The organism is Cupriavidus laharis (genome assembly GCF_914271435.1).
GTDB lineage: Bacteria > Pseudomonadota > Gammaproteobacteria > Burkholderiales > Burkholderiaceae > Cupriavidus > Cupriavidus laharis.
In genome coordinates, this window is sequence record NZ_CAJZAI010000002.1 from 199,457 (window position 1) to 221,346 (window position 21,890).

Annotated in this window: 17 protein-coding genes; 7 read left to right on the top strand and 10 right to left on the bottom strand. The window is 65.6% G+C overall.

Annotated features, from left to right (window positions below; genetic code table 11):
- Positions 1-158: 158 nt before the first annotated feature.
- On the top strand, positions 159-1,028 hold the full coding sequence (locus tag LDO29_RS04750) for an SDR family oxidoreductase (RefSeq protein ID WP_224078642.1): 870 nt from the start codon (positions 159-161) through the stop codon (positions 1,026-1,028).
- A 75-nt stretch (positions 1,029-1,103) separates the two neighbouring features.
- Here the strand turns inward: LDO29_RS04750 and LDO29_RS04755 are convergent, their stop codons facing one another.
- Complete coding sequence (locus tag LDO29_RS04755; RefSeq protein WP_224078643.1) at positions 1,104-2,837, bottom strand: AMP-binding protein; 1,734 nt, start codon at positions 2,835-2,837, stop codon at positions 1,104-1,106.
- Positions 2,838-3,022: 185 nt separating this feature from the next.
- Here LDO29_RS04755 and LDO29_RS04760 point away from each other — a divergent pair, with 185 nt between their 5' ends.
- Positions 3,023-4,135: a CaiB/BaiF CoA transferase family protein gene (locus tag LDO29_RS04760; RefSeq protein ID WP_224078644.1), complete on the top strand. Its 1,113-nt coding sequence runs from the start codon at positions 3,023-3,025 to the stop codon at positions 4,133-4,135.
- A 104-nt stretch (positions 4,136-4,239) separates the two neighbouring features.
- Here LDO29_RS04760 and LDO29_RS04765 read toward each other — a convergent pair whose 3' ends face one another.
- Positions 4,240-5,436 (bottom strand): porin, encoded by a 1,197-nt coding sequence (locus tag LDO29_RS04765; RefSeq protein ID WP_224078645.1) that lies wholly within the window; start codon positions 5,434-5,436, stop codon positions 4,240-4,242.
- A gap of 579 nt (positions 5,437-6,015) precedes the next feature.
- Between LDO29_RS04765 and LDO29_RS04770 the strand changes: the two genes are divergently transcribed.
- From LDO29_RS04770 to arsB, 4 genes are all read left to right on the top strand, one after another.
- Entirely contained in the window at positions 6,016-6,345 is a 330-nt protein-coding gene (locus LDO29_RS04770; protein ID WP_224078646.1) for an ArsR/SmtB family transcription factor, read from the top strand.
- 2 nt (positions 6,346-6,347) lie between these two features.
- Positions 6,348-6,836: an ArsI/CadI family heavy metal resistance metalloenzyme gene (locus LDO29_RS04775; protein ID WP_224078647.1), complete on the top strand. Its 489-nt coding sequence runs from the start codon at positions 6,348-6,350 to the stop codon at positions 6,834-6,836.
- Between the two features lie 79 nt (positions 6,837-6,915).
- Positions 6,916-7,428 carry an arsenate reductase ArsC gene (locus tag LDO29_RS04780; protein ID WP_224078648.1) on the top strand — a complete coding sequence of 171 codons (513 nt, stop codon included), beginning with the start codon at positions 6,916-6,918 and terminating at the stop codon, positions 7,426-7,428.
- Positions 7,425-8,489 carry an ACR3 family arsenite efflux transporter gene (gene arsB, locus LDO29_RS04785; RefSeq protein WP_224078649.1) on the top strand — a complete coding sequence of 355 codons (1,065 nt, stop codon included), beginning with the start codon at positions 7,425-7,427 and terminating at the stop codon, positions 8,487-8,489. Before LDO29_RS04780 ends, arsB begins: the two co-directional genes overlap by 4 nt.
- A 6-nt stretch (positions 8,490-8,495) precedes the next feature.
- Here the strand turns inward: arsB and yddG are convergent, their stop codons facing one another.
- From yddG to LDO29_RS04810, 5 genes are all read right to left on the bottom strand, one after another.
- Positions 8,496-9,434: an aromatic amino acid DMT transporter YddG gene (gene yddG, locus LDO29_RS04790; RefSeq protein ID WP_224078650.1), complete on the bottom strand. Its 939-nt coding sequence runs from the start codon at positions 9,432-9,434 to the stop codon at positions 8,496-8,498.
- A gap of 300 nt (positions 9,435-9,734) precedes the next feature.
- A complete protein-coding gene (locus LDO29_RS04795) occupies positions 9,735-11,018 on the bottom strand; it encodes a DUF3422 family protein (protein ID WP_224078651.1) in 1,284 nt (427 codons plus the stop codon).
- Between the two features lie 261 nt (positions 11,019-11,279).
- Complete coding sequence (locus tag LDO29_RS04800; protein ID WP_224078652.1) at positions 11,280-13,409, bottom strand: TonB-dependent receptor family protein; 2,130 nt, start codon at positions 13,407-13,409, stop codon at positions 11,280-11,282.
- A gap of 153 nt (positions 13,410-13,562) precedes the next feature.
- Entirely contained in the window at positions 13,563-13,814 is a 252-nt protein-coding gene (locus tag LDO29_RS04805; RefSeq protein ID WP_224078653.1) for a hypothetical protein, read from the bottom strand.
- Between the two features lie 99 nt (positions 13,815-13,913).
- Positions 13,914-15,176, bottom strand: a complete 1,263-nt coding sequence (locus LDO29_RS04810) for a serine hydrolase domain-containing protein (protein WP_224078654.1) — start codon at positions 15,174-15,176, stop codon at positions 13,914-13,916.
- A gap of 258 nt (positions 15,177-15,434) precedes the next feature.
- Between LDO29_RS04810 and LDO29_RS04815 the strand changes: the two genes are divergently transcribed.
- Positions 15,435-15,650 (top strand): hypothetical protein, encoded by a 216-nt coding sequence (locus LDO29_RS04815; protein ID WP_224079108.1) that lies wholly within the window; start codon positions 15,435-15,437, stop codon positions 15,648-15,650.
- 11 nt (positions 15,651-15,661) lie between these two features.
- Here LDO29_RS04815 and fdhF read toward each other — a convergent pair whose 3' ends face one another.
- From fdhF to oxlT, 3 genes are all read right to left on the bottom strand, one after another.
- The gene (fdhF, locus tag LDO29_RS04820; protein ID WP_224078655.1) at positions 15,662-18,475 is read right to left on the bottom strand and encodes a formate dehydrogenase subunit alpha; all 2,814 of its coding nucleotides are present in this window, start codon (positions 18,473-18,475) and stop codon (positions 15,662-15,664) included.
- Positions 18,472-20,217: an NADH-ubiquinone oxidoreductase-F iron-sulfur binding region domain-containing protein gene (locus LDO29_RS04825; RefSeq protein WP_224078656.1), complete on the bottom strand. Its 1,746-nt coding sequence runs from the start codon at positions 20,215-20,217 to the stop codon at positions 18,472-18,474. Before LDO29_RS04825 ends, fdhF begins: the two co-directional genes overlap by 4 nt.
- A 158-nt stretch (positions 20,218-20,375) precedes the next feature.
- Complete coding sequence (oxlT, locus tag LDO29_RS04830; protein WP_224078657.1) at positions 20,376-21,695, bottom strand: oxalate/formate MFS antiporter; 1,320 nt, start codon at positions 21,693-21,695, stop codon at positions 20,376-20,378.
- Between the last annotated feature and the right edge of the window lie 195 nt (positions 21,696-21,890).

Below are 21,890 nucleotides of genomic sequence, written 5' to 3' on the forward strand. Positions count from 1 at the left end.
TTGCCGGCCTGGGCTTTGCCCCCTCGTTCCGAGGGGGCGTGAAAGCCCGCATCCGGCTCTACTGTCGCGAACGCGACTGCCGGCCAGCCATTCCCCGGGGAAACCGCAATGCCGGGGTTGCGCAGACTTCAACCCAGATCACCCCAGACCCGTCGCCTATGTCCTACCGCTCCATATTCCGGCCCGGGCTGTTCACCGGGCAAACCATCATCGTCACCGGCGGCGGCAGCGGCATCGGCCGCTGCATCGCGCACGAGCTGGCTGCGCTGGGCGCCCATGTGGCGCTGGTCGGCCGCAATGCCGGCAAGCTGCGCGCCGTGCAGCACGAGATCGCGGCCGACGGTCACGGCGCCTCGGTGCACAGCTGCGACATCCGGGACGACGACGCTGTCGTCGCGGTCATCGAGGCCGTGCTGGCGGCACGCGGACGTATCGATGCACTCGTCAACAATGCCGGCGGCCAGTACTACGGCCCCATGAAGGACTTCTCCACCAAGGGCTTCGATGCGGTGGTGCGCACCAACCTGACGGGCGGCTTCATCTTCATGCGAGAGGTCTATGCGCGGTGGATGGAGCGCAACGGCGGCGCGATCGTCAACATGATCGCCGCCGTCGCCAACGGCCTTCCCGGCTTTGCGCATTCCGGCGCCGCGCGCAACGGCATGCTGAATCTCACGGAGACCGCAGCCGTCGAATGGGCGCCATCCGGCGTGCGCGTCAATGCCGTGGCGCCGGGCATGATTGCTTCGAGCGGATTCGACAACTACAGTGAAGCCGGCGCGGCAGCCATTCGCGCCCATATCGGCGGCATTCCGCTGCAACGCTATGGCGATGTATCGGAGGTGTCCGCGGCGGTCGTCTACCTGCTCTCGCCAGCTGCGGCATATGTGACGGGCACTTGCCTCAGAGTGGATGGCGGCGCGATCAATGCGCCGGGCGGGCAGCGGCTTGTGGCGCATGATCGCAGCCGCGCATTCTCGGGCTTCCACCTGCCATCCCTGCCCGTGATGCTCAAGGAGCAAGGATAGTCCGGCACACGCCATTGCGCCGCTGCCAGGCTGCCGGCGATGGCCCGCAAGCGCAGGCCTCGCCGGGCGGCCGCATCACTGGTCGAAGACCACCCGCTCGGACACAGCGTCCCACTGGTGCGACTTCCACAGGAAGTCATTCTCGATCACCGCGCGTCGGATCTTCATGGTGGGTGTCATCTGGCCACGTTCGATGGTCCACGCATCGCGCAACACGACGATCCTGTCGAGGCGCTCGTGGGGCTCGAGCCGGGCGTTGACCTCATCGAGCAGTTGCTCCAGCTCGCCGGCCAGCGCATCGCGGTCGGCACCTTGCGCAAGCTCGCGCCGTGTTTCCTCGTTAAGCGTCGCAAGCACGAACGGCTGCGACCGGCCCGGCCCGGTGACGCAGACCGACTCCATACGCGGATGCTCGCCGAGCTTCGCCTCGATGGGCACCGGCGCCACGTACTTGCCTTTCGCGGTCTTGAACTGGTCCTTCACGCGGCCGATGATGCGCAGGTATCCCTGGTCATCGATCTGGCCCCGGTCACCGGTGCGAAGGAAGCCGTCCGGCGTAAAGCAATCTGCGGTATCGTCCGATGCCTTGTAGTAGCCCATCATCAGGCCAGGGCTCTTGACCAGGATCTCACCCTCTTCGGACAGCCGCGCTTCGACGCCGGGCAGGCACGGACCGACATAGCCGATGCGCGCGCTTCCCCCTGGCCGGTTGAAGTGCGAGTAGGCGTAGTTCTCCGTCATGCCGTAGCCGTCGAGCAGTTCCAGCCCAAGGTTGCGGTACCAGGTAATGACTTCAGTTGGCAGCGCCGCGGAGCCGGTAAAGGCCGTGGCCACCTGGTCCAGTCCGAGCGCGGCCAGCAGCTTCTTCTTCAGCAGGCCAGACACCAGCGGCAAGCGGAATGCCATACGCTGCTTGCGTGGAGAGATCTTCTGCGCCACAGCCTGGTAGAACTTGATCCACAGCCGCGGCACCGACAGGAAGATGGTCGGCCGCGCCCGGTGCAGGTCCGCGGCAAACGTCGTCAGGTCATGGCTGAAATAGACGCGAAAGCCGTAGCAGAGCGACAGCGATTCCACGCCCTGTCGCTCGGCGCAGTGGGCCAGCGGCAAGTAGGACAGCATGCGGTCATCATGCGAAGCGCCGCGTCCGTTGTTGATGATCACCGCGGCAAGGCGAGGCACCTCGCACATGGTGCGGAAGCTGTGCATCACGCCTTTTGGCGTGCCGGTGCTGCCGGATGTATAGATGATGGTGGCCAGTGCCGCGGGATCGGGCATGGCGACATTGTCCAGCGGCGGCGTGGCGGCGACGATGGCATCCCATTGCTCTCCCTCGCGGCGCGCCGACAGCGGCAGGTTGATCAACGGAAATCCGGAGGCAACGCCCGACGCCACCGCTAGCCACCCCTTCTCGTCGCCGTCCAGCCGGCCGACGAACATGAGCTTTGCCTCGCTGTGGTCAAGGACGTAGGAGACGGTCTCGGCATTCGCCGTGCTGTAGACGGGCACGCTGACATGGCCCGCCATCCAGATCGCAAGGTCCGCAATCATCCAGTGCGCGCTGTTCTTGCCCAGGATGGCAATGGACGAACCGGGCGGGTAGTTCCTGCCACGCAGGTACGCGGCCATGCGGCGCGCCTGGTCGGCCACCTCGCGCCAGGTGTAGTCGGCCACCGTGCCGTCGGCAAGCGGCTGGGTGAGGTAGACCGCATCCGGCCGCTCGCGCTCCCACTTCAGCAGGCAATGCAGGAGGGTGGGCGGTGTGTCGTGCGAGGTCTGGCGAATGTCGATGCTGTCACGCGGTGCCACGCTGGAGTCTCCTTTGGGTCACTGTTGTAGTTGTCGCGCGCCTGGTCGCAGACGAGACAGCGCGGCGCGAGCATAAGGTGCGATCCGCCCCCCGCGCCCCCCTCGAAAATAGGGGTGCCGATTCCCTGCCCCGCACTTCCATCATGGCTCCTTTGACTGACAAGGCAATGTGCCGGGGAAAAGTAATGGAAAGCGACAAGAAAGGCCCCTTGGGCGGGCTAAAAGTTCTGGAGATCGCCGGCATCGGTCCGGGGCCGTTCTGCGGCATGCTGCTGGCGGACCTGGGTGCCGACGTGGTCGTGGTGGACCGCCTGCAGGCCGGTGCCGACGACATCGACCTGGGACCGTACGCCATCTCCAACCGGGGGAAACGCTCGATTGCGGTGGACCTCAAGACGGCCGAAGGCGTGGAGACTGTGCTGAAGCTCGTCGAAAGCGCCGACGCGCTGATCGAAGGCATGCGCCCCGGCGTCATGGAACGCCTGGGGCTTGGGCCGGACGTCTGCCTGCAACGCAACCCGCGGCTGGTCTACGGGCGCATGACGGGCTGGGGGCAGAGCGGCCCGATGGCGCATGCGGCCGGCCATGACCTGAACTACGTGGCGCTGTCCGGGGCGCTCTGGTATGCGGGCCAGCCCGGCCAGCCGCCGCTGGTGCCGCCCAGCCTGGTCGGCGATGTCGGTGGCGGCTCGATGTATCTTGCCGTCGGCTTGCTTGCGGGCGTCATGCACGCCCGCACCACCGGCCGCGGCCAGGTCGTGGATGCCGCCATCGTCGACGGCAGCGCCCATATGACGACGCTGCTGCTGGCGCTGCAGGCAGCCGGACAGATGCAGGCCAGACGCGGCCAGAGCCTGCTCGACGGACCGCACTGGTACAACACCTACCGTTGCGCCGATGGTCACTTCATCTCGGTCGGTTCGCTCGAACCGAAGTTCTACCGTGAGTTGCGCGAACGCCTTGGCCTGCAGGCCGATCCAGAGTTTGACAAGGGCTACGACGCATGCCACTGGCCGCAACTGCGCGATCGCCTCAGCGCCCTCTTCTCCCAGCGCAGCCGCGCCGAGTGGTGCGCCCTGCTGGAAGGCACCGACGCCTGCTTCGCGCCCGTGCTGACGCCGGACGAGGCGGCCAGCCATCCGCACATGCAGGCACGCGGCGTCTACAGCCGTGAAGCCGGCATGCTGCAGGCCAATCCCGCACCGCGCTTTTCCGCAACGCCAGCCGGCAAGCCAGGCGCGATTCCGCGCCGCGGGCAACATTCGGAGTCGGTGTTGCGGGATTGGCAGGCGGCATAGGTCGCGCGACGTGGCGGCAGCGGTTTGCAGCTTTGCCGCTGCCGCCAACGACAAAACGGGGCATGCCGATCTCGTCGCCATGCCCCGTTTTGTCAGGCCGCCCCTCAGAAGATGTGGCGAATCCCCGTCGCTACGCCGACCATGTTCTTGCCGCCCGGCGGCAGTGCGTAGTTGAACAGGTACAGCGTGAACGCACCGTCGTTGCCGAGGCTGCCGTTATGCGCCCAGGCGGTCGACAGGTAGATGTCGGTACGCTTGCTCAGTGCATAGTCGAGCACGAGGCTGACCTGCTGCGGGTTGGCCGGGTTGATCGCGGTGCCGGTCGCCCCGTTCAGGTTCATCCGCTTGATGTTCGAGTAGTAATAGCCAAGCTCCATATCGAGCGCAGGCGTGACCTTGTAGTTGACGCCCGCGAACCAGAAATCGTCGCGCAGCGCCACGTTACCGTTGGCATAGGTCTGATCCCCCCAGCGGTAGCCGGCCATCAGCTTGACCGGGCCGGTTGTATAGCTGCCGCCCACGTACGCCTTGCGGATCTTCGCGGTGGCACCCACCACAGCCGAGGGATTCCACTGGTCATAGGCGATGCTCGCCCCGAACGTCTGACCAAGATACGTCACCGATCCACCCCAGGCGGTATCGTCGCGCGGGCTTCCGGGGATTTCGCCGTTACCGCCATTGGTCAGCTGCACACCGGCACCGCCCATGCTGAGCGAGGTCACGGGCAGGCCGGCACCAAACGAATAGTGAGCGGACGCGTAGACACTGCCGAACTGGCCGGAGTATTTGATGGTGTTGTTCGGCTTGTAGTCGATGCCCGCCAGCCAGATGCCCGGTTCATACGCAGGCGAAAAGCGCGTCGGCATGAAGTTCACGATGGCGTCCGTCATCGACGAGAACTGTTTGCCGAAGCCAATCTTGCCGTACTGGTTGCTGAGGGCGATGTACGCCTGGCGGTTGAAGATTGCACTGTTGCCCGTAAAGATGCCGGTATCCGAGTTGAACCCGCTTTCCAGCACGAATGACGCCTTCAGGCCGCCGCCCAGATCCTCGACGCCGCGCAAGCCCCAGCGCGACGCCGACAGGCCGCTTTGGTTGATCATGCCGACTCGCGGACCGACGGGGGCCACCCCCTGGCTCGGGCCGGTTGCCCCGGGCGGCAGCACCGTGGGTGCCGTGGCCACGCGGTTGATGTATTCGATGCCAGTGTCGATGACGCCGTACAACGTCACGCTGGTCTGGGCGTGGGCCGCGCCGGAAACTGCGCTCAGTGCTGCCAGCGCGATTAGCGATTTCCTCATTTGCTCCTCTTCTCCATATGATTTTTGGCATCACCTTCGCAGCACCTTCGGCGCCGCAGACAGGTGAGGTGATTTCCGCACGCATGCACCTCATAGGACATGCGTGGACGGAAGCTGACCTCGGGGTGTGCGTGCCGTTTCCAGACAGCCCTGAGGTGCTACGCCGCCCTGCACGCCAAGGGACATCGAACGGCGTGCGGCGGCTTGCATAGAAAGGGCTCCGGCGCATGGCCGGAGCACAGGAAGCCGCGGCCGGGCAGGCCGCGACGTGGAGATCTCGCTCAGTCCCGAGCCGTGGGCCGTCAGGCATGAAACCGCTGCCACCGGCAATGCCACTCACAATGGCAAGCACGGCATGGCGCGGCAGCGACAGCCTCGGGTCCATGGTTCTTCCTTCGATGGTGGGAACGTGCTTGCTTGCGCAAGCTCGCCGGGCACAGCCACGGCGATGCATTCACGCAGTGTCCCGGCCCGCGCCGCGGAAGTCCCCCACTCGACACGAGGGGGTTGACTCTCCCGTACCCGGAGATCCGGAAAGAAGAGATTGCCCGGTTTCCATATTTCGACTATATTCGAAACATGGAAACCGATAACGCACTCGAAGCGCTTGCAGCACTTGCGCACGCCATCCGCCTGGCCGTATTCCGGCTGCTCGTCCAGGCCGGCCCCGAAGGCCTGCCCGCCGGCCGCATTGCCGAGCTGATGGAGATGCCGGCCTCATCGCTTTCCTTCCACCTGAAGGAACTGCATCGCGCGGGCCTGCTGGCCAGCCGCCAGGAAGGCCGCTCCATCCTCTACATGGCACGCTTCGAAGCCATGAATTCCCTGATCGGCTACCTCACGGAGAACTGCTGCGGCGGCGCGCCGTGCTCTCCGGTCTCGTCCTGTTCCGCCACCACGGAGTCCTGAACATGAAGCGCTTCCACGTCCACGTCAGCGTGGCCGACCTGCCCGCCAGCATCCGCTACTACACCGCGCTGTTCAACGCGGAACCGACCGTCGTCAGGGACGACTACGCAAAGTGGGCACTGGATGACCCCCGCGTGAACTTCGCCATCTCCAATCGCATGGAGCAACCCGGCGTTGATCATCTGGGCATCCAGGTGGAGACCGACGCGGAGCTCGCGGAAATGCAGGGGCGGCTCGCCAACGCCGACCTGCCGATCCAATCCCAGTCCGCCACGAACTGCTGCTACGCGACTTCGAACAAGCACTGGTCCGTGGATCCGCAGGGCATCGCGTGGGAAACCTTCCATTCACTCGGCAGTGCACCGACTTATGGCGAATCGCGCGACCGCGGCGCGGAAGCCGCCGCCTGTTGCGTGCCGGCCCGGTTGAACACCGCACCGAAGCAAGCTGCCAGGAGCGCCTGCTGCACGCCGGAATCCGGCTGCTGCTGAGCATTCGCCAGGCATTCACTAACACGCCTCCGCTACCGATCCTCGGACGAGGAGGCTCGCCTTCGCCCCAACGACCACCATGTCCGACAATATCTTCAATATCCTGGTGCTGTGCACCGGCAACTCTGCGCGCAGCGTCATGGCCGAGGCGCTCTTCAATGTTCTCGGCAAGGGGCGCTTTCGCGCGTACAGCGCCGGCAGCCATCCGTCCGGCACCGTGAACCCCTTTGCCGTCGAGCGTTGCCAGTCGATCGGCTACGACACCTCGGGCCTGCGCAGCAAGAGCTGGGACGAGTTCGCGATGCCCGGCGCGCCCAGGATGGACTTCGTTATCACCGTTTGCGACCAGGCCGCCGGCGAGATCTGTCCGGTCTGGCCGGGCACGCCCGTCACTGCGCACTGGGGATTCATGGATCCGGCGGCCGTACAGGGATCCGATGACCAGAAGCGCAAGGTGTTCGACCAGGTGTTCCGGCAGATCCTGAATCGTGTGAGCCAGTTCGTGAACCTGCCGTTGCATGTGCTGGACCGCAATGCCATCCAGAAGGAGATGCGCGCCATCGGCGAGCAACCCGTGGAGTCCGGGGAATGAACACGGCACAGCCGGCCCTCTCGTCGACGGCAACCAGCGCCATCGGCTTCTTCGAGCGCTACCTGACCGTCTGGGTAGCGCTGTGCATCATCGCAGGCATTCTGCTTGGCCAATGGCTGCCCGCGGTGTTTCGCGCCGTCGGCGCCATGGAAGTGGCGCAGGTGAACCTGCCGGTGGGCCTGCTGGTCTGGGTCATGATCATTCCGATGCTGATCCGGATCAACTTCGGCGCGATGGGACAGGTCGCAGGCCACTGGCGCGGCATCGGCGTGACGCTGTTCGTGAACTGGCTCGTCAAGCCATTCTCGATGGCGCTTCTGGGGTGGATCTTTGTGCGGCACCTGTTCTCGGCATGGCTGCCTGCCGACCAGCTCGACAGCTACGTCGCAGGACTGATCCTGCTGGCCGCCGCGCCCTGTACCGCGATGGTGTTCGTCTGGTCGCAGCTCTGCAAGGGGGACCCGTATTTCACGCTGACGCAAGTCGCACTCAACGACACCATCATGGTCGTGGCCTTCGCGCCCGTCGTCGGCCTGCTGCTGGGCCTGTCGTCAATCACTGTACCGTGGGAAACGCTCATGGCTTCCGTCGGGCTTTATATCGTCATGCCCGTGCTGATCGCACAGGTCATCCGCAAGGCATTGCTGGCCCGCGGTGAAGCGACATACAAAGGCGTCGTGAGCGCATTGGGGCCCTGGTCGATCACGGCACTGCTGGCCACGCTCGTGCTGCTGTTCGGCTTCCAGGGGAATGCGATCGTCGAACAACCCCTGGTCATCCTGCTATTGGCAGTACCGATCCTGGTCCAGGTATTGCTGAACTCGGGCCTGGCCTACTTCCTGAACCGCAGGCTCGGCGTCGCCCACTGCGTTGCCGGCCCCTCCGCGCTCATCGGCGCAAGCAACTTCTTCGAGCTGGCGGTCGCCACTGCCATCAGCCTCTTCGGCTTGCAATCCGGCGCAGCGCTGGCGACCGTCGTAGGCGTGCTGATCGAGGTGCCGGTGATGCTCTTCGTCGTGGGCGTGGTCAACCGCTCGCAACGCTGGTACGAACTGCGCTGAGCCGATCTATGACTGCCGGGCACGGTCCTGCGATGGCCCCGGCGCCGAAGCCGCTTTCGATTGCTGCCCGCGTGTGGCCAGCCAGCACAGGATCGAGCCTGCACACACCATGGACGCGCCTTTCCAGAAGGCAAGCGAAAGGGGCGTGTTCAGCAGCATGCCCGCCAGCACGGCGGAGAAGACCGGAATGAAGTAGGACGCCCCGGCAAGGACCGTGACGTTCCCATGCAGGATGCCTACGTTCCAGGCCGCATAGCCAAAACCCATCGCCGACGCGGCCATTGCCAGGTAGAGGATTGCCGGGAGGCTGAACGACATCGCCGTGTGCTCCGTGGTGAAGTACTTGGACCACAGTGCCAGCGCGGTGAGCATGAAGAACAGCGTGATGCCGTTCTTGCCGCCAGCGATCCTGCTCGTGACCGTGCAGTACGCAGCCCAGATCAAGGCGCCCGAGAAGGCCAGGCCATAGCTGAGCGGGTTGTCCCTGACATTGGCGGCCATGCCGGCGAAATCCAGCCCCTTTTCGCCGCCCAGCACCAGGCAGATCCCGACAATGGCCACCAGGAAGCCCGGAACGATCAGGAAGTTCGCCTTCTGCTTGTTGAAGGCAATGGCCGACAGCATGGTAAAGGTCGGCCACAGGTAGTTGACCATCCCCACCTCGATCGCTTGCCTGCCGCTGTTCGCGTAGCCGATCGACAGGGACAGGCACAGCTCGTAGGACACGAACAGGAGGCTGCCCCAGACGAGATAACGCCGGGGAAATTCCCTGAGCCTGCCAAAGCCGACCGTCAGCCAGAGCAGGACCGAGGCGACGGTGTAAATCATGGCGGCACCGCCGGTCGCGCCGAGGCTTTCGCTGACGCCGCGGATCAGGCCGACGATGGAACTCCACAATACGATCGCAATGAGCCCGATCAGGGTGGCTTTACGCTTGCTCTGCATGACACCTGGTTTCGCTTTTTCGTTTGCCGGTCGGCGGGATGAGAGGGGTGCGATTATCCCCTCATCCGGTGACCGCAAGGTACGTCGCCGCAAAATCCGCGAACACCGGGCACGCCGGATTGTGGTTCGCATCGCGCCACACCAGGTGCAATTCGGCCCGCACGTCGTCGCGCCAGGATACGACGCGATACGCAAAGCTGATCCGGGACCTGGGGATCAAGGTCGAGTAGAAGCGTGCCGTCAGCGGTTGCCAGCGTGTGCGCGCACTACCATTCCAGGTCGGCGGCGGCGGCGGTGTGTTCAGCCTGCGCTCGCCCCGCCCTTCGCCGACTTGTCCGACCGCTTGGTGCGCCGGATCACCAGGAACACCAGCAACACGACCGGAGCGATCAGCAGCCCCTCGACCAGCTCCGGGTCCATGCCCAGATGCAGCGCGTGCAGCGAACGCAGGCCAACCGCCGTCAGCGAGAGCACGTAGTACGAAATCGCCGCCACCGACAGCCCCTCGACCGCGTGCTGCAGGTGAAGCTGGGTGCGGGCGGTGCGATCCATGCCGGCCAGCAGCCGCATCGTGTTGCCTTCCTGTGCCAGGCTGACCCGCGTGCGCAGCAGGTCCACCGCGCGCGCCACGCGCGTCGTGAATTGCTCGAGGCGGCTCCAGTTCGCCCGGCATGTGTCCATGGCCGGCGTGAAGCGGCGCTCCATGAATTCGGCGATGGTCGGAATGCCCTCGATGCGCTCCTCGCGCAGTTCCTGGATGCGGGCCATCACCAGCCGCTCATAGGCGCGGCTGGCGCTGAAGCGGTGGCCGGCCTCCGCCAGCGCCTCGCCGCGCACGGCGAGGTGCGTGAGTTCCTGCAGCAGATCCGCGTCCACCTTGTCGTCCGGCGCGGAGTCCATGCGGTGCATCAGGCCGGCCAGCGAGCGCTGCAGGACATCGAGCGAACGGCCCAGTTCGCGCGCAGCGGGCAGCGCCAGCAGGGCCATCATGCGATAGGTCTCGATCTCGTACAGCCGTTGCAGCAGACGCCCGCCCTGCGCTTCACGGAAGCCCTCGTCGATCACCAGGAACCGCGAGAAGCCATCGGGCTTGATGGTCCAGTCGCAATAGACTTCGCCGTTGCCCAGCACGCGGCTGCCAACCTTGATCGGGCCGTCGATCCACTGCCGGTAACCATCACGCACCACAGGGGCATTCCCGCCTGACACCAGTTCCATGCGCGTGGCAACGAAACGCATGCCCGCAATCTGCTCGAACCAGGCCTGTGGCACGTGCTCGGTGGCCAGGCCCGAAAAGTAGTCGGTGTCGTGCCGTCTGGCCACGAACGTGTAGGTGGAGAATTCCGTGTGGCGCTCCCACTTCAACTGGCGCTCGCCATTCCATTGCGCGGCATAGTGCGTGCTGCCCGGCTCCGGCGGCGGCATGCCCGTGAGATCGCACAACGCACGCAGCAACTGCTCGTGCACGGCGGTATCGTCCCCCGCATAGATCGCCAGATGAGCAAGGGCGACGGAGCCTGACAACCGCAGGAAAGGTCTTGCGTGCAGTTCACTGGCAAGGCTTGCGCGCAGGGCGTGGTCCATATTCGAAGGTCTCTCGGAAGGTTTCGGTCGGTAGCTTCCGTCAGGATATCAGTCGAACATGACCGGACGGCTGTCAGACGGCTGTCAGAACCATCTGCCCGCGCTTCAATCCCGGTTTTCAATTGGACAGTGCCGCCAGATCGATATCGTCCGCCACCACCGCGACCACCATCGCACCCGTTACGCGCCGCGGTGGCCCAGACGCTTCGAGACGGCCCATCGGCCTTCGCCAGGCTTCGGCCATGGCCGCCCCGCCCGATATCAGAACCCGGCCCGCGCCTGGATATAGACCATGCGCGGCGCGCCGACCAGGCGGCCGGCATTGCTGTCGGTCGTACGCGTGTAGTAGCGCTTGTCGAACACGTTGTTCACGCCGATCGTGATGTCGGTGCGCTTCCACTGCGGGACCGTGAACATCGCCTGCAGGTTCCAGGTGCGGAAGCCCGGGATGCGGCCCACGCTGCCATCCGGCGACTCGGCAACGGTATTGGCGAGATCGGAATACTGCGCGCTCTGGTGCGTGGTCGACACGTTGAAGGTCCAGTTGCGCCAGTCGTAGCGCGCGCCGATCGTATCGGTATTGCGCGAGTAGAACGGCACGTCCAGGCCGGCCGTGGCACCCGATTTCTGGATCGCGCGCGTGTAGGTGTAGTTGGCGTAGACGTTCAGCCCACCGAGCAGGCTCGCGCGATCGAACGTGTAGTCGATCGCGGTTTCAACGCCATCGTGGTCGGTCGCGCCGATATTCTGGAACGTGGCCGGGAACAGGCCGGGCACCTGCTGGATCTGGTTGTCGAACTTGATCTTGAACGCGGTCAGTTCGGCCTTGATCCGGTTGTCGGTCCAGCGCGTGCCGAGTTCGAACGTACGCGCGACTTCCGGCTGCAGCGGGTTGTTCGGCGTCTGCGAATTGAGCTGGGTGTTCTGCACCGGCCCGAACGACGTGCTGTAGTCGGCGAACACCGTCCACGCATTGTTCACGAGGTAGGAAACGTTGACCGAGGGCAGCGCCTTGTTGTTCATGCTGTCGAACTGCGTCGCCGTGCCCCGCTGCTGGCGCGTGGTATCGATATGCTCGAAGCGCACGCCCGGCACGATGCGCCAGTTCCCGACGGCGATGCGGTCGTCGATATAGACGGCGTGCGCATCGGTGGCGTTGTCGTACGTGGTGGTCGGGCCGGTCACGCCGGTCCGGGGGTTCTGGTTGAAGGCATTGTCGTCGCCACGCTCGCGGATATACCGGTAGCCAACGGTGATGTCATGCGTCGTCGGCCCCAGCGCAACGCGCTGCGTGTAGCGCGGCTCGATGCCGAACGTAGTGTAGTTGCGCGGCTGGTGCGCGATCGCGGTGGCGCTCTGCTGCAGCGTGCTCTGGCGATAGCTCTCGTTGAAGAAGGTGCGGATCTCGAACTCCTGGTTGGCCGAGATCGTGTTCACATAGCCAAGGTCGAAGCCCGTGCGGTTGCCGCTCCAGTAGTCGTTCGGCCGCGTGTTCTGGAACGGGTCGGCATTGTATTGCGCCACCGTCAGGCCACCCGGCGTGCGCGAGCGCACGTCATAGTAGGAAACCTTGCCGTACACCTGCGACGTGCTGGTGATGTCGTAGGCGAACTTCACGGCCAGGTCATTGACGTCGTCGTCGCTGCCCTTGCGCCATTCGCGGCCGGTCATGCCCGAGTACAGCAGCGCCAGTCCCAGCCCGTTCTCGAGCGTGGTCCCCACGAACGCGTTGTACTGCGTGTTGCTGCCGCCGCCCTCGGTATAGATGTTCTCGCGGATCGACGCATCGCCGGTCATGCCCGCGCCACCGGGAATCGGCTTGGTGTTGAAGTTGACGATGCCGCCGACGTTCTGCGGGCCATACCGCACGGCGCCGCCGCTGCGCACCACGTCGATCGATTCGATATTGCCGAGGCTGACCGGCGCAAAGGACAGCTGCGGCTGTCCATACGGCGCCACCGCCATCGGAATGCCGTCGAGCAAGACCGTCGAGCGCGGCGAGTACCGGCCCGTCAGGCCGCGCACGCCGATATTGAGGGAGATGGCACTGCCGGCGGTGCCGGAGTTGTCGGTCGACTGCACGCCCGGAATGCGGCGCATGACGTCACTGATACTGGACGCGCCACTTTGCTCGATCTGCTCTTCGCCGACCACCGTGCGGGCGCCAGCGAAGGTTTTCACGCTGTTCTGCAGTCCGGTGCCCAGCCAGTTGCCGGTGACCTGCACGGTATCGAGCACTTGCTCGGCATTGCCGGCCTGCCCCTGCCCCGATTGCGCCATCGCCTGCTGGGCGGACGCTGGCGCCATGCATAGCAGCGAAACAGCGAGCGCCGTTGCGCTCAATACGATCTGGGGTGCGGCAGGCGCGCTGCCGCGACGGCTGGACTTCATGACTTTCTCTTCCTTGCATCAAGCAACTGACGAAAGGCATGAATGTAAATGATAACAATTCCTGTTTTGAAAAATTATGAAATGTATGGGGATTGAATCAACTGAATTACACCGGACTGTTGTCGCTACGCGACAGAATCAGCCCGCAGTGGACTAGTCGTGGCCCTTGATCGCGCGCTTGGTCGCGTGAAAGCCCTGCTTCGTCGCGTCCGCCACCGCGTGTCCGGCGGCCTTCGCGCCACGGCCTATCGCGAAGGTGGCATCGCGCACGGCATGGCCGCCCTGCTTGCCTGCCGCCTTGACGTTGTCCTTGAAGGCGTGGGCATCCGAGGACAGGCTCGCCTGCGCAAGCGGGCTCGCCGCAGCAAGCGTGATTGCGATCATCAGGGTCTTTGCCTTCCTCATGCCAACGTATCCGAATCTGTCCTATCAAGGCCCTGGCACCAGCCGTCCCGGCCGGTGCCACATAGTGATATTTTAGCCTCGGCCCCGAATGCCCGGCGCTCAGCGCGCCGCGGCCCCCGGTTCGGTGATGGCGCTGTAGACCAGCGTGCGCAGCTGGCGCCGCACGGGATAGGCTGAAGACGGCAGAAGCTGGGTCAGAAAGAGGCCGATCAGGTCCTCCTGCGGGTCTACCCAGAAGAAAGTGCTGGCCGCTCCACCCCAGAAAAAATCGCCCGCGCTGCCGGGAATCAGCGTGGTCGCCGGTGTCACCGTCGTGGCAAAGCCCAGCCCGAACCCCACGCCGTCATACGTGGCCTCGCTGAACATTGAGCGCGACAGGCGCGGCAGGTCCACCCCGCCCGGCAAGTGGTTGGCGGTCATCAGCTTCAGCGTCTTCGGCCCCAGCAGGCGCACGCCATCGAGTTCGCCGCCTTGCAGCAGCATGCGCGCGAAGCGCATGTAGTCCGCGGCGGTCGACACCAGGCCCCCGCCGCCCGAAATGAAGCTCGGCGGCTTCAGGTAGGGACTGGTGCGGGGGTCGTCCTGCAGCATCGGCCCCCTTTCCGATATCACCTTCGAACCGAGCGCGCCCACGGCGTAGCACGCGCAGAAGCGCGATGCCTTGTCCTCCGGAACATGGAAGGCAGTATCCACCATGCCGAGCGGATCGAAGATGCGCTCTTTCAGGAAGGTCTCGAACGGCATGCCGCTGACCTTGCCGACCAGGTAACCGAGCACATCGGTGGATACCGAGTAGTTCCAGGCCTCGCCCGGCGAGAATTCGAGCGGCAGCGTGGCGAGCTTTTCGATCATCTCGTCCAGCGTGCCTTCGGTGGCAAGCTCGCCGAGTTTCAGCTTGCGGTAAGCCGCGTCGACGTTGGTGTTCTGCTGGAAGCCGTAGGTCAGGCCCGAGGTGTGCCGCAGCAGGTCGACCACCAGCATCGGCCGCGCCGCCGGCCGCGTCTGGAAGCTCTCCATGAAACCGCCGACGTGGACACCAAGGTTCTCCCACGCGGGGATGTACTTGCTGACCGGGTCGTCGAGCGCGATCTTGCATTCCTCGACCAGCATCATGACCGCCACGGAGGTCACGGGCTTGGTCATCGAGTAGATGCGGAAGATCGAATCCTGCGCCAGCGGCACTTGCCGCTCGCGGTCGGCAAGGCCGAGCACCGAGTTCAGCGCCAGTTCGCCGCGCCGCCATACCTGAATCAGGGCGCCGGGCAACTTGCCGGTCGCGACATAGGATTCGTTGATAAAACGTTCAACGCGCGCAAGACGCTCGCGGGACATCCCCTGCGTTTCCCTGCTCTGCATATTCATGTCTCTCCCGGGGTTTTGCCTGGGCCGGCGTGCCGCTTACGCCGGTCGGAGCGCCGCCGCAGGCGGCGCCCACCCCGCCATCATGACATTGGCTGCCCGTTCGCGCCAAGCGCGCGGGCCGTGGCCCGGGAATCCAGCGCGAATCCGGCCCACGGACCGTCTGTATCCACTAAATTGGATGCGGGCTCGCGAATGACTTTCAAAGGAGGACGCATCATGCACGCATGGAAACCCGGATTCACCGCCCTGGCGGTGGCGATGGCGCTGACGGCATGGTCAGGCATGCCGTGGGCGACCGAGCAGGCGCAGCAACGCCGCGCCGCGCGCGACGTCCGGCAGGATACGCGCCAGGACTCGCGGCAGACCAAGCAGGATTGCCGGGCAGCCGACCAGAAAAGCAACGCGGGTTGCCGCCAGGATAAGCGGCATACCAAGCAGGAAGGCCGGCAGACGGCCCGCGACATCAAGTACTGAGCCGGCGGCTGTCAGGCCTCCAGCACCTTGCCCCCGCCGTAGCTCGACTGCGTGGGCGCTGCCCCGCCCAGGATCATCCGGATCGCGCAGTACTTGAACTCGGGAATCTTGCCGAACGGGTCCAGCGCCGGGTTGGTGAGCTTGTTGATGGCCGCCTCGTAATAGCAGAACGGCACGAACACGGCGCCGCGCGGCGTGCCGGCATCGGCGCGCGCGTACAGCGATACCTCTCCGCGCCGCGAGGTCAGCGTGATGACGTCGCCGGGCTGGCCGCCAAGGGTGGCCAGGTCGAGCGGATGCACCAGCGCCACCGGATCCGGCTCGATTGCATCGAGCACGCCCGCGCGCCGCGTCATGCTGCCGGTGTGCCAGTGCTCAAGCTGGCGCCCGGTGATCAGCACCATCGGATAGTCCGCGTCGGGCCGTTCGTCCGCGGGAATGATGTCCGCCGGGACGAAGCGGCCGCGTCCGGTGGCGGTCGGGAACCGCTCCGTGAAGATCACCGGCTCGCCGGCGTCGCCTTCCGCCCGGCATGGATAGGTGACGGCACCCTCCTGCTGCAACCGATCCCATGTCACGCCGCCGATGCTCGGCATGGCGTGACGCATCTCGTCGAAGACGTCCGCCACGCTGCCGTAGTGCCAGTCCAGGCCCAGGCCCTGCGCCATCTGCTGGATGATCCACAGGTCCTGCCTGGCCAGCCCCGGCGGCAACAGCGCCTGGCGCCCGAGCTGGACGGTGCGGTCCGTGTTGGTGAAGGTGCCGGTCTTTTCCGGAAAGGCCGAGGCCGGCAGCACCACGTCGGCCAGGTAGGCGGTCTCGGTCAGGAAGATGTCCTGCACCACGAGGTGGTCCAGCGCGGCCAGTGCCTCGCGCGCATGCTGGGCATCCGGGTCGGACATGGCGGGGTTCTCGCCCATGATGTACATGCCGCGCACCTCGCCGCGCCCGATCGCGTCCATGATCTCCACCACGGTCAGGCCCGGCTGGCGGTCCAGCGGCACGCCCCACAGCTTCTCGAAGCTGGCAATGGCGTCAGGGTCGTCCACGCGGCGGTAGTCCGGGTACATCATCGGGATCAGGCCCGCATCGGATGCGCCCTGCACATTGTTCTGGCCGCGCAGCGGGTGCAGACCGGTGCCGGGGCGGCCGATCTGGCCCGTCATCAGCGCCAGCGCGATCAGGCAGCGCGCGTTGTCGGTGCCATGCACATGCTGCGATATCCCCATGCCCCACAGGATCATCGAGGCCTTCGACGTGGCATAGGCGCGCGCGACTTCACGGATGGTCTGCGCATCGATGCCGCAGATCGGCGCCATCAGTTCCGGGCTGAATGCGGCCACGTTGCGCTGCAGCGCGTCGAAGCCGATGGTGCGGCTGTCGATGAAGTCCTGGTTGACCAGTCCCTCGGTGACGATCACGTGCATCATCGCATTGAGCAGCGCGACATCCGCGTCCGGCGTGAACTGCAGGAATCGCCAGGCAAAGCGCGCGAGGTCCGAGCGGCGCGGATCGGCCACGACGAGCTTCGTGCCGTTCTTCACCGCGTTCTTGATCCAGCTTGCCGCCACGGGGTGGTTCACGGTCGGATTGGCGCCGATCACGATCACCACCTCGGCCCGGTCCACATCCATCACCGGGTTCGATACCGCGCCGGAACCGATGCCTTCGAGCAGCGCCGCCACCGACGAGGCGTGGCACAGCCGCGTGCAGTGATCGACGTTGTTGCTGCCAAAGCCGGTGCGCACCAGCTTCTGGAACAGGTAGGCCTCTTCATTGCTGCCCTTGGCCGAGCCGAAGCCGGCCAGCGCGCGCTTGCCCTGCGTGTCGCGGATCCGCGCCAGCCTGCCGCTGGCCAGCGCCAGCGCTTCTTCCCAGGTTGCTTCGCGGAAGACGTCCATCACGTGGTCCGGGTCCATGACGAAGTCGCCGCGCTTGGGCACGCCTTCGCGCCGGATCAGCGGCACGGTCAGGCGCTGCGGATGCTGCACGTAGTCGAAGCCGTAGCGACCCTTCACACACAGGCGCTTGTGGTTGGCCGGTCCGTCCCGTCCCTCGACGTAGAGGATGCGGTTGTCCTTGATGTTGTAGGTAAGCTGGCAGCCCACGCCGCAGTAAGGGCAAACCGATTCCACCTGCTTGTCCGGCACCGCCAGCGCCGCGTCGCGCGCGGGCATCAGCGCACCGGTCGGGCAGGCCTGCACGCATTCGCCGCAGGCCACGCAAGTGGACGCGCCCATGGGGTCGTCCATGTCGAAGACGATGCGGGCGGCGTCGCCGCGCAGCGCCAGGCCGATCACGTCGTTGACCTGCTCGTCGCGGCACGCGCGCACGCAGCGCGTGCATTGAATGCACGCGTCCAGGTTGACGGCAATGGCGGGATGCGACAGATCCGCCGCCAAGCGCTCGCGCGGCGCAAAGCGCGGCTTGCCGACTTCCAGGCGCGCGGACCACTGGTCCAGTTCGTTGTGCCGCGTGTATCCGGCTTCCGGCATGTCGGACTGCAGCAGCTCCAGCACCATGCGCTGGGCGCGGCGCGCGCGCTCGGAATCCGTCTGCACCGTCATGCCCGGCGACGGATAGCGGCAGCACGACGGCGCCAGTACGCGTTCCCCGTTGATTTCGACCATGCAGGCGCGGCAGTTTCCGGCCGGCTCGAGTCCTTCCTTGTAGCAGAGGTGAGGCACGTCAAAGCCCTCGCGCTGCGCCACCTTCAGCAGGCTTTCGCCGGGTTGAGCGCTGACTTCACGGCCATTCAGCATGAACGTGACGGAAGGCTCGGTGGATTCGACCAGCGCGCGTTCGGCGCGTGTCAGCGCATTCATGCCTGTGCCTCCGTGCGGTCTGCCGCCGCCTGCAGTTCATGCGGAAAGTAGCGGATCACGCAATCCACGGGGTTCGGCGCGGCCTGCCCGAGCCCGCAGATCGACGCATCGCGCATCACGGCGGACAGGTCCTCCAGCGCGGGCAGGTCCCATTGCGGCTGGCGGATCAGGTCGAGCGCCTTGGCGGTGCCCACGCGGCACGGCGTGCATTGCCCGCAGGACTCATGCCTGAAGAAATGCATCAGGTTGCGAGCGGCGCCGACAGCGCTGTCGTGGTCGGACAGCACCACGACCGCCGCCGAGCCGATGAAGCAGCCGTGCGGCTGCAGCGTGTCGAAGTCCAGCGGGATGTTGCCCATCGACGCGGGCAGGATGCCGCCCGACGCGCCGCCGGGCAGGTAGGCGTAGAACGCGTGCCCGTCCAGCATGCCGCCGCAGTACTCGTCGATCAGCTCGCGCACCGTGATGCCGGCCGGCGCCAGGTGCACGCCGGGCCGGCGCACGCGGCCGGATACGGAGAACGAGCGCAGCCCCTTGCGGCCATGCCGGCCCTGCGACGCGAACCATTCGGCGCCGTTCTCCAGGATCTCTCGCACCCAGTAGAGCGTTTCGAAGTTGTGCTCGAGCGTCGGCCGGCCGAACAAACCCACCTGCGCCACATACGGCGGGCGCAGGCGCGGCATGCCGCGCTTGCCTTCGATCGATTCGATCATGGCCGATTCCTCGCCGCAGATATAGGCGCCCGCGCCGCGGCGCAGCTCGATCTGCGGCAGGCCGGCACCCGCTATTGGCGGATCGTCGCGCAGGTCCTGCAGCGCCTGCGTGAGGATGGCCCGGCAACCCGCGTATTCGTCGCGCAGGTAGATGTAGATGGCGGACACCTGCACGACGGCGGCGGCGATCAGCATGCCTTCCAGGAAGCGGTGCGGATCGCGCTCCAGGTAGACGCGGTCCTTGAACGTGCCGGGCTCGCCTTCGTCGATATTCACGGCCATGAGCCGCGGCGCCGGCTCCTTTCCCACGATGCGCCATTTGCGGCCGGTCGGGAAGCCCGCCCCGCCCAGGCCGCGCAGCCCGGAGTCCTCCATCGTGCAAAGCACGGCAGCCGGATCAAGACTGCCTTGCGCAAGCGCGTCGAGCAGCGCGTAGCCGCCGCCCGCACGGTAGGCGGCATAGCCGGTCTGCGCCACCGTCTCGTCGCGAACGGCGCCGGCGGCTACGCAGGCCTCGACGGCGGCAACCGTGGCGCCATCCACCGGCTTCTGCCCCACCAGTGCAGCCGGTGCCTTCTCGCACCGGCCGATGCATGGCGCCGCCACCACGCGCACATCCGTACCGAGCAACGTGGGAAGCTTGTCGAGCAGCGTCCGCGCACCGGCCATCTCGCAGGCGATGCCTTCGCAGACACGCACCGTCAGCACCGGCGGCGGTGCGATGTGCCCGTCGGCGTCCTCACGCACCACGTCGAAGTGGTGGTAGAACGTGGCCACCTCGTACACCTCGGTCATGGCCAGTCCCAGCTCCTGCGCCAGCGCGACCAGGTGCGGCATGGCCAGTTGGCCGTAACGGTCCTGGATGGCGTGCAGGTGTTCGATCAGCAGGTCGCGGCGGCGCGGCATGTCGCCGAGCACGGCCCGGACTTCCGCCAGCGCGGCGGCGTCGACCTGCCGGCCCTTGGGCTGTCGGCGCTTGCGCAGCCGTCCAAGCCCGGTTGCATCGACTGGAACAACAACTTGGTTCATGGAACGTCTGTCTCCTGCGGGCGCTATGAAGGCGTTCAGGAAGGCGCCCTTGCGGGCAGCCTTCCTGTCGCTCTTTCTCTTTTCCTTCCTCGTATTGTGCTACCGGCTGCGCCGCCTGTGTACGGTGATGGCAGCGGCACGCCGCACGGCTTTCTTCATCAGGTCAGGTCCTCCGGCACGGCCCGGTATCCCATCGGGCTGGTGGCATTGGCGTGCACATATTTGCGGGCATGCGCTTCACGCATCGGCTTGAGGACAAAGAGCGCAAGCAGTGCGGTCAGGCCCGCCATGGCCGAGGCCAGCACGAAGACCGCATGCCAGTCGCCGGTTGCTGCGGTGATCACGCTCGAGAACGGCACCAGCAGGGCTGCCGTGCCCTTGGCCGTGTACAGCATACCGGCATTGGTGGCGGCGAACTTCGGGCCGAAGGTGTCACCGCAGGTGGCCGGGAACAGGCTGTAGATCTCGCCCCAGGCGAAGAACACGATGCCGGTCAGCACCACGAACGCCACCGGGTTATGGCCGTACTTGGACAGCAGCAGGATGCCCACCGCCTCCACCGCGAAGGCGAAGAACATGGTGCGCTCGCGGCCGATATGGTCCGAAATCCAGCCGAAGAACGGGCGGGTCAGGCCGTTAAGCACGCGGTCGATGGTCAGCGCGAAGGTCAGTGCGGGCAGCGTCAGGCCGAGGATAGATACCGGCGCGTCATGCAGGCCGAAGTCCTTGGCGATCGGGCCCAGCTGCGCGGTGGCCATCAGGCCGCCGGCGGCCATCATCACGAACATCGCATACATGACCCAGAAGATCGGCGACTTCAGCACCTGGCGCGGCGTAGCGTTGTACGTAGCGGCAGCCTTGAGGGTGGACTTGACCTCGCTCAGGATCTTGGCCGACGGCGGGTACAGGGCCATGCCCAGGAAGAACACGACCAGGCCCTGGCCCAGGCCGAACCACAGGAACGTAGCTTCGTAGCCCGAGGACTTGATCATGTTGGCGATGGGCACCACCGTCATGGCGGAACCCGCGCCGAAGCCCGCCGCGGTAATGCCCGCGGCAAGTCCGCGCCGGTTCGGGAACCACTTCAGCGCATTGCCCACGCAGGTGCCATACACCGCGCCCGCACCGATACCGCCGATGGCCGCCGCGAAGTACAGCATCGGCAGCGACGATGCCACCGAGTTCAGCGCCCAGGCAATCGCACAGAGCAGACCGCCACCCACGACCACAGGGCGCGGGCCATACTTGTCGACCAGGTAGCCTTCAATCGGCACGAGCCACGTCTCGGTCACGACGAAGATGGTGAACGCGACCTGGATCGCGGTACGGCCCCAGTGGTACTTGTCATCGATCGGATTGACGAACAGCGTCCATCCGTACTGCATGTTGGCAATCATCGCCATACAAATGACGCCGAAAACCAGCTGTACCCACGGCGACGCAAATCGCGACGTGGATTCCCTCTGCTGCAGTTCCATGATGTCTCCTTCTTGGCAGTCCGGTCGGAGCAGCCTGTGGTGGAAGATATGGGCGCCTGCTGACGCCTCTCGCTTACCGCGCTTTCCCGAACAGCTGAGCCGTTCTAGTGCTATACGGTATGTGATATATCACGCAAGTCAAGCGTATTCTTCGCGGCTCTGCAGCATGACTTTCCCGCGAAAAATTGCCGTGCC

Excerpts from the sequence above, each read along its gene's own strand:
- oxlT (WP_224078657.1), bottom strand. The coding sequence starts at position 21,695 with ATGGAACTGCAGCAGAGGGAATCCACGTCGCGATTTGCGTCGCCGTGG.
- LDO29_RS04815 (WP_224079108.1), top strand. The coding sequence starts at position 15,435 with ATGGCGCTGACGGCATGGTCAGGCATGCCGTGGGCGACCGAGCAGGCG.
- LDO29_RS04780 (WP_224078648.1), top strand. The coding sequence starts at position 6,916 with ATGTCCGACAATATCTTCAATATCCTGGTGCTGTGCACCGGCAACTCT.
- yddG (WP_224078650.1), bottom strand. The coding sequence starts at position 9,434 with ATGCAGAGCAAGCGTAAAGCCACCCTGATCGGGCTCATTGCGATCGTA.
- LDO29_RS04810 (WP_224078654.1), bottom strand. The coding sequence starts at position 15,176 with ATGAATATGCAGAGCAGGGAAACGCAGGGGATGTCCCGCGAGCGTCTT.
- arsB (WP_224078649.1), top strand. The coding sequence starts at position 7,425 with ATGAACACGGCACAGCCGGCCCTCTCGTCGACGGCAACCAGCGCCATC.
- LDO29_RS04770 (WP_224078646.1), top strand. The coding sequence starts at position 6,016 with ATGGAAACCGATAACGCACTCGAAGCGCTTGCAGCACTTGCGCACGCC.
- LDO29_RS04800 (WP_224078652.1), bottom strand. The coding sequence starts at position 13,409 with ATGAAGTCCAGCCGTCGCGGCAGCGCGCCTGCCGCACCCCAGATCGTA.
- fdhF (WP_224078655.1), bottom strand. The coding sequence starts at position 18,475 with ATGAATGCGCTGACACGCGCCGAACGCGCGCTGGTCGAATCCACCGAG.
- LDO29_RS04750 (WP_224078642.1), top strand. The coding sequence starts at position 159 with ATGTCCTACCGCTCCATATTCCGGCCCGGGCTGTTCACCGGGCAAACC.
- LDO29_RS04765 (WP_224078645.1), bottom strand. The coding sequence starts at position 5,436 with ATGAGGAAATCGCTAATCGCGCTGGCAGCACTGAGCGCAGTTTCCGGC.
- LDO29_RS04760 (WP_224078644.1), top strand. The coding sequence starts at position 3,023 with ATGGAAAGCGACAAGAAAGGCCCCTTGGGCGGGCTAAAAGTTCTGGAG.
- LDO29_RS04775 (WP_224078647.1), top strand. The coding sequence starts at position 6,348 with ATGAAGCGCTTCCACGTCCACGTCAGCGTGGCCGACCTGCCCGCCAGC.
- LDO29_RS04795 (WP_224078651.1), bottom strand. The coding sequence starts at position 11,018 with ATGGACCACGCCCTGCGCGCAAGCCTTGCCAGTGAACTGCACGCAAGA.
- LDO29_RS04825 (WP_224078656.1), bottom strand. The coding sequence starts at position 20,217 with ATGAACCAAGTTGTTGTTCCAGTCGATGCAACCGGGCTTGGACGGCTG.
- LDO29_RS04805 (WP_224078653.1), bottom strand. The coding sequence starts at position 13,814 with ATGAGGAAGGCAAAGACCCTGATGATCGCAATCACGCTTGCTGCGGCG.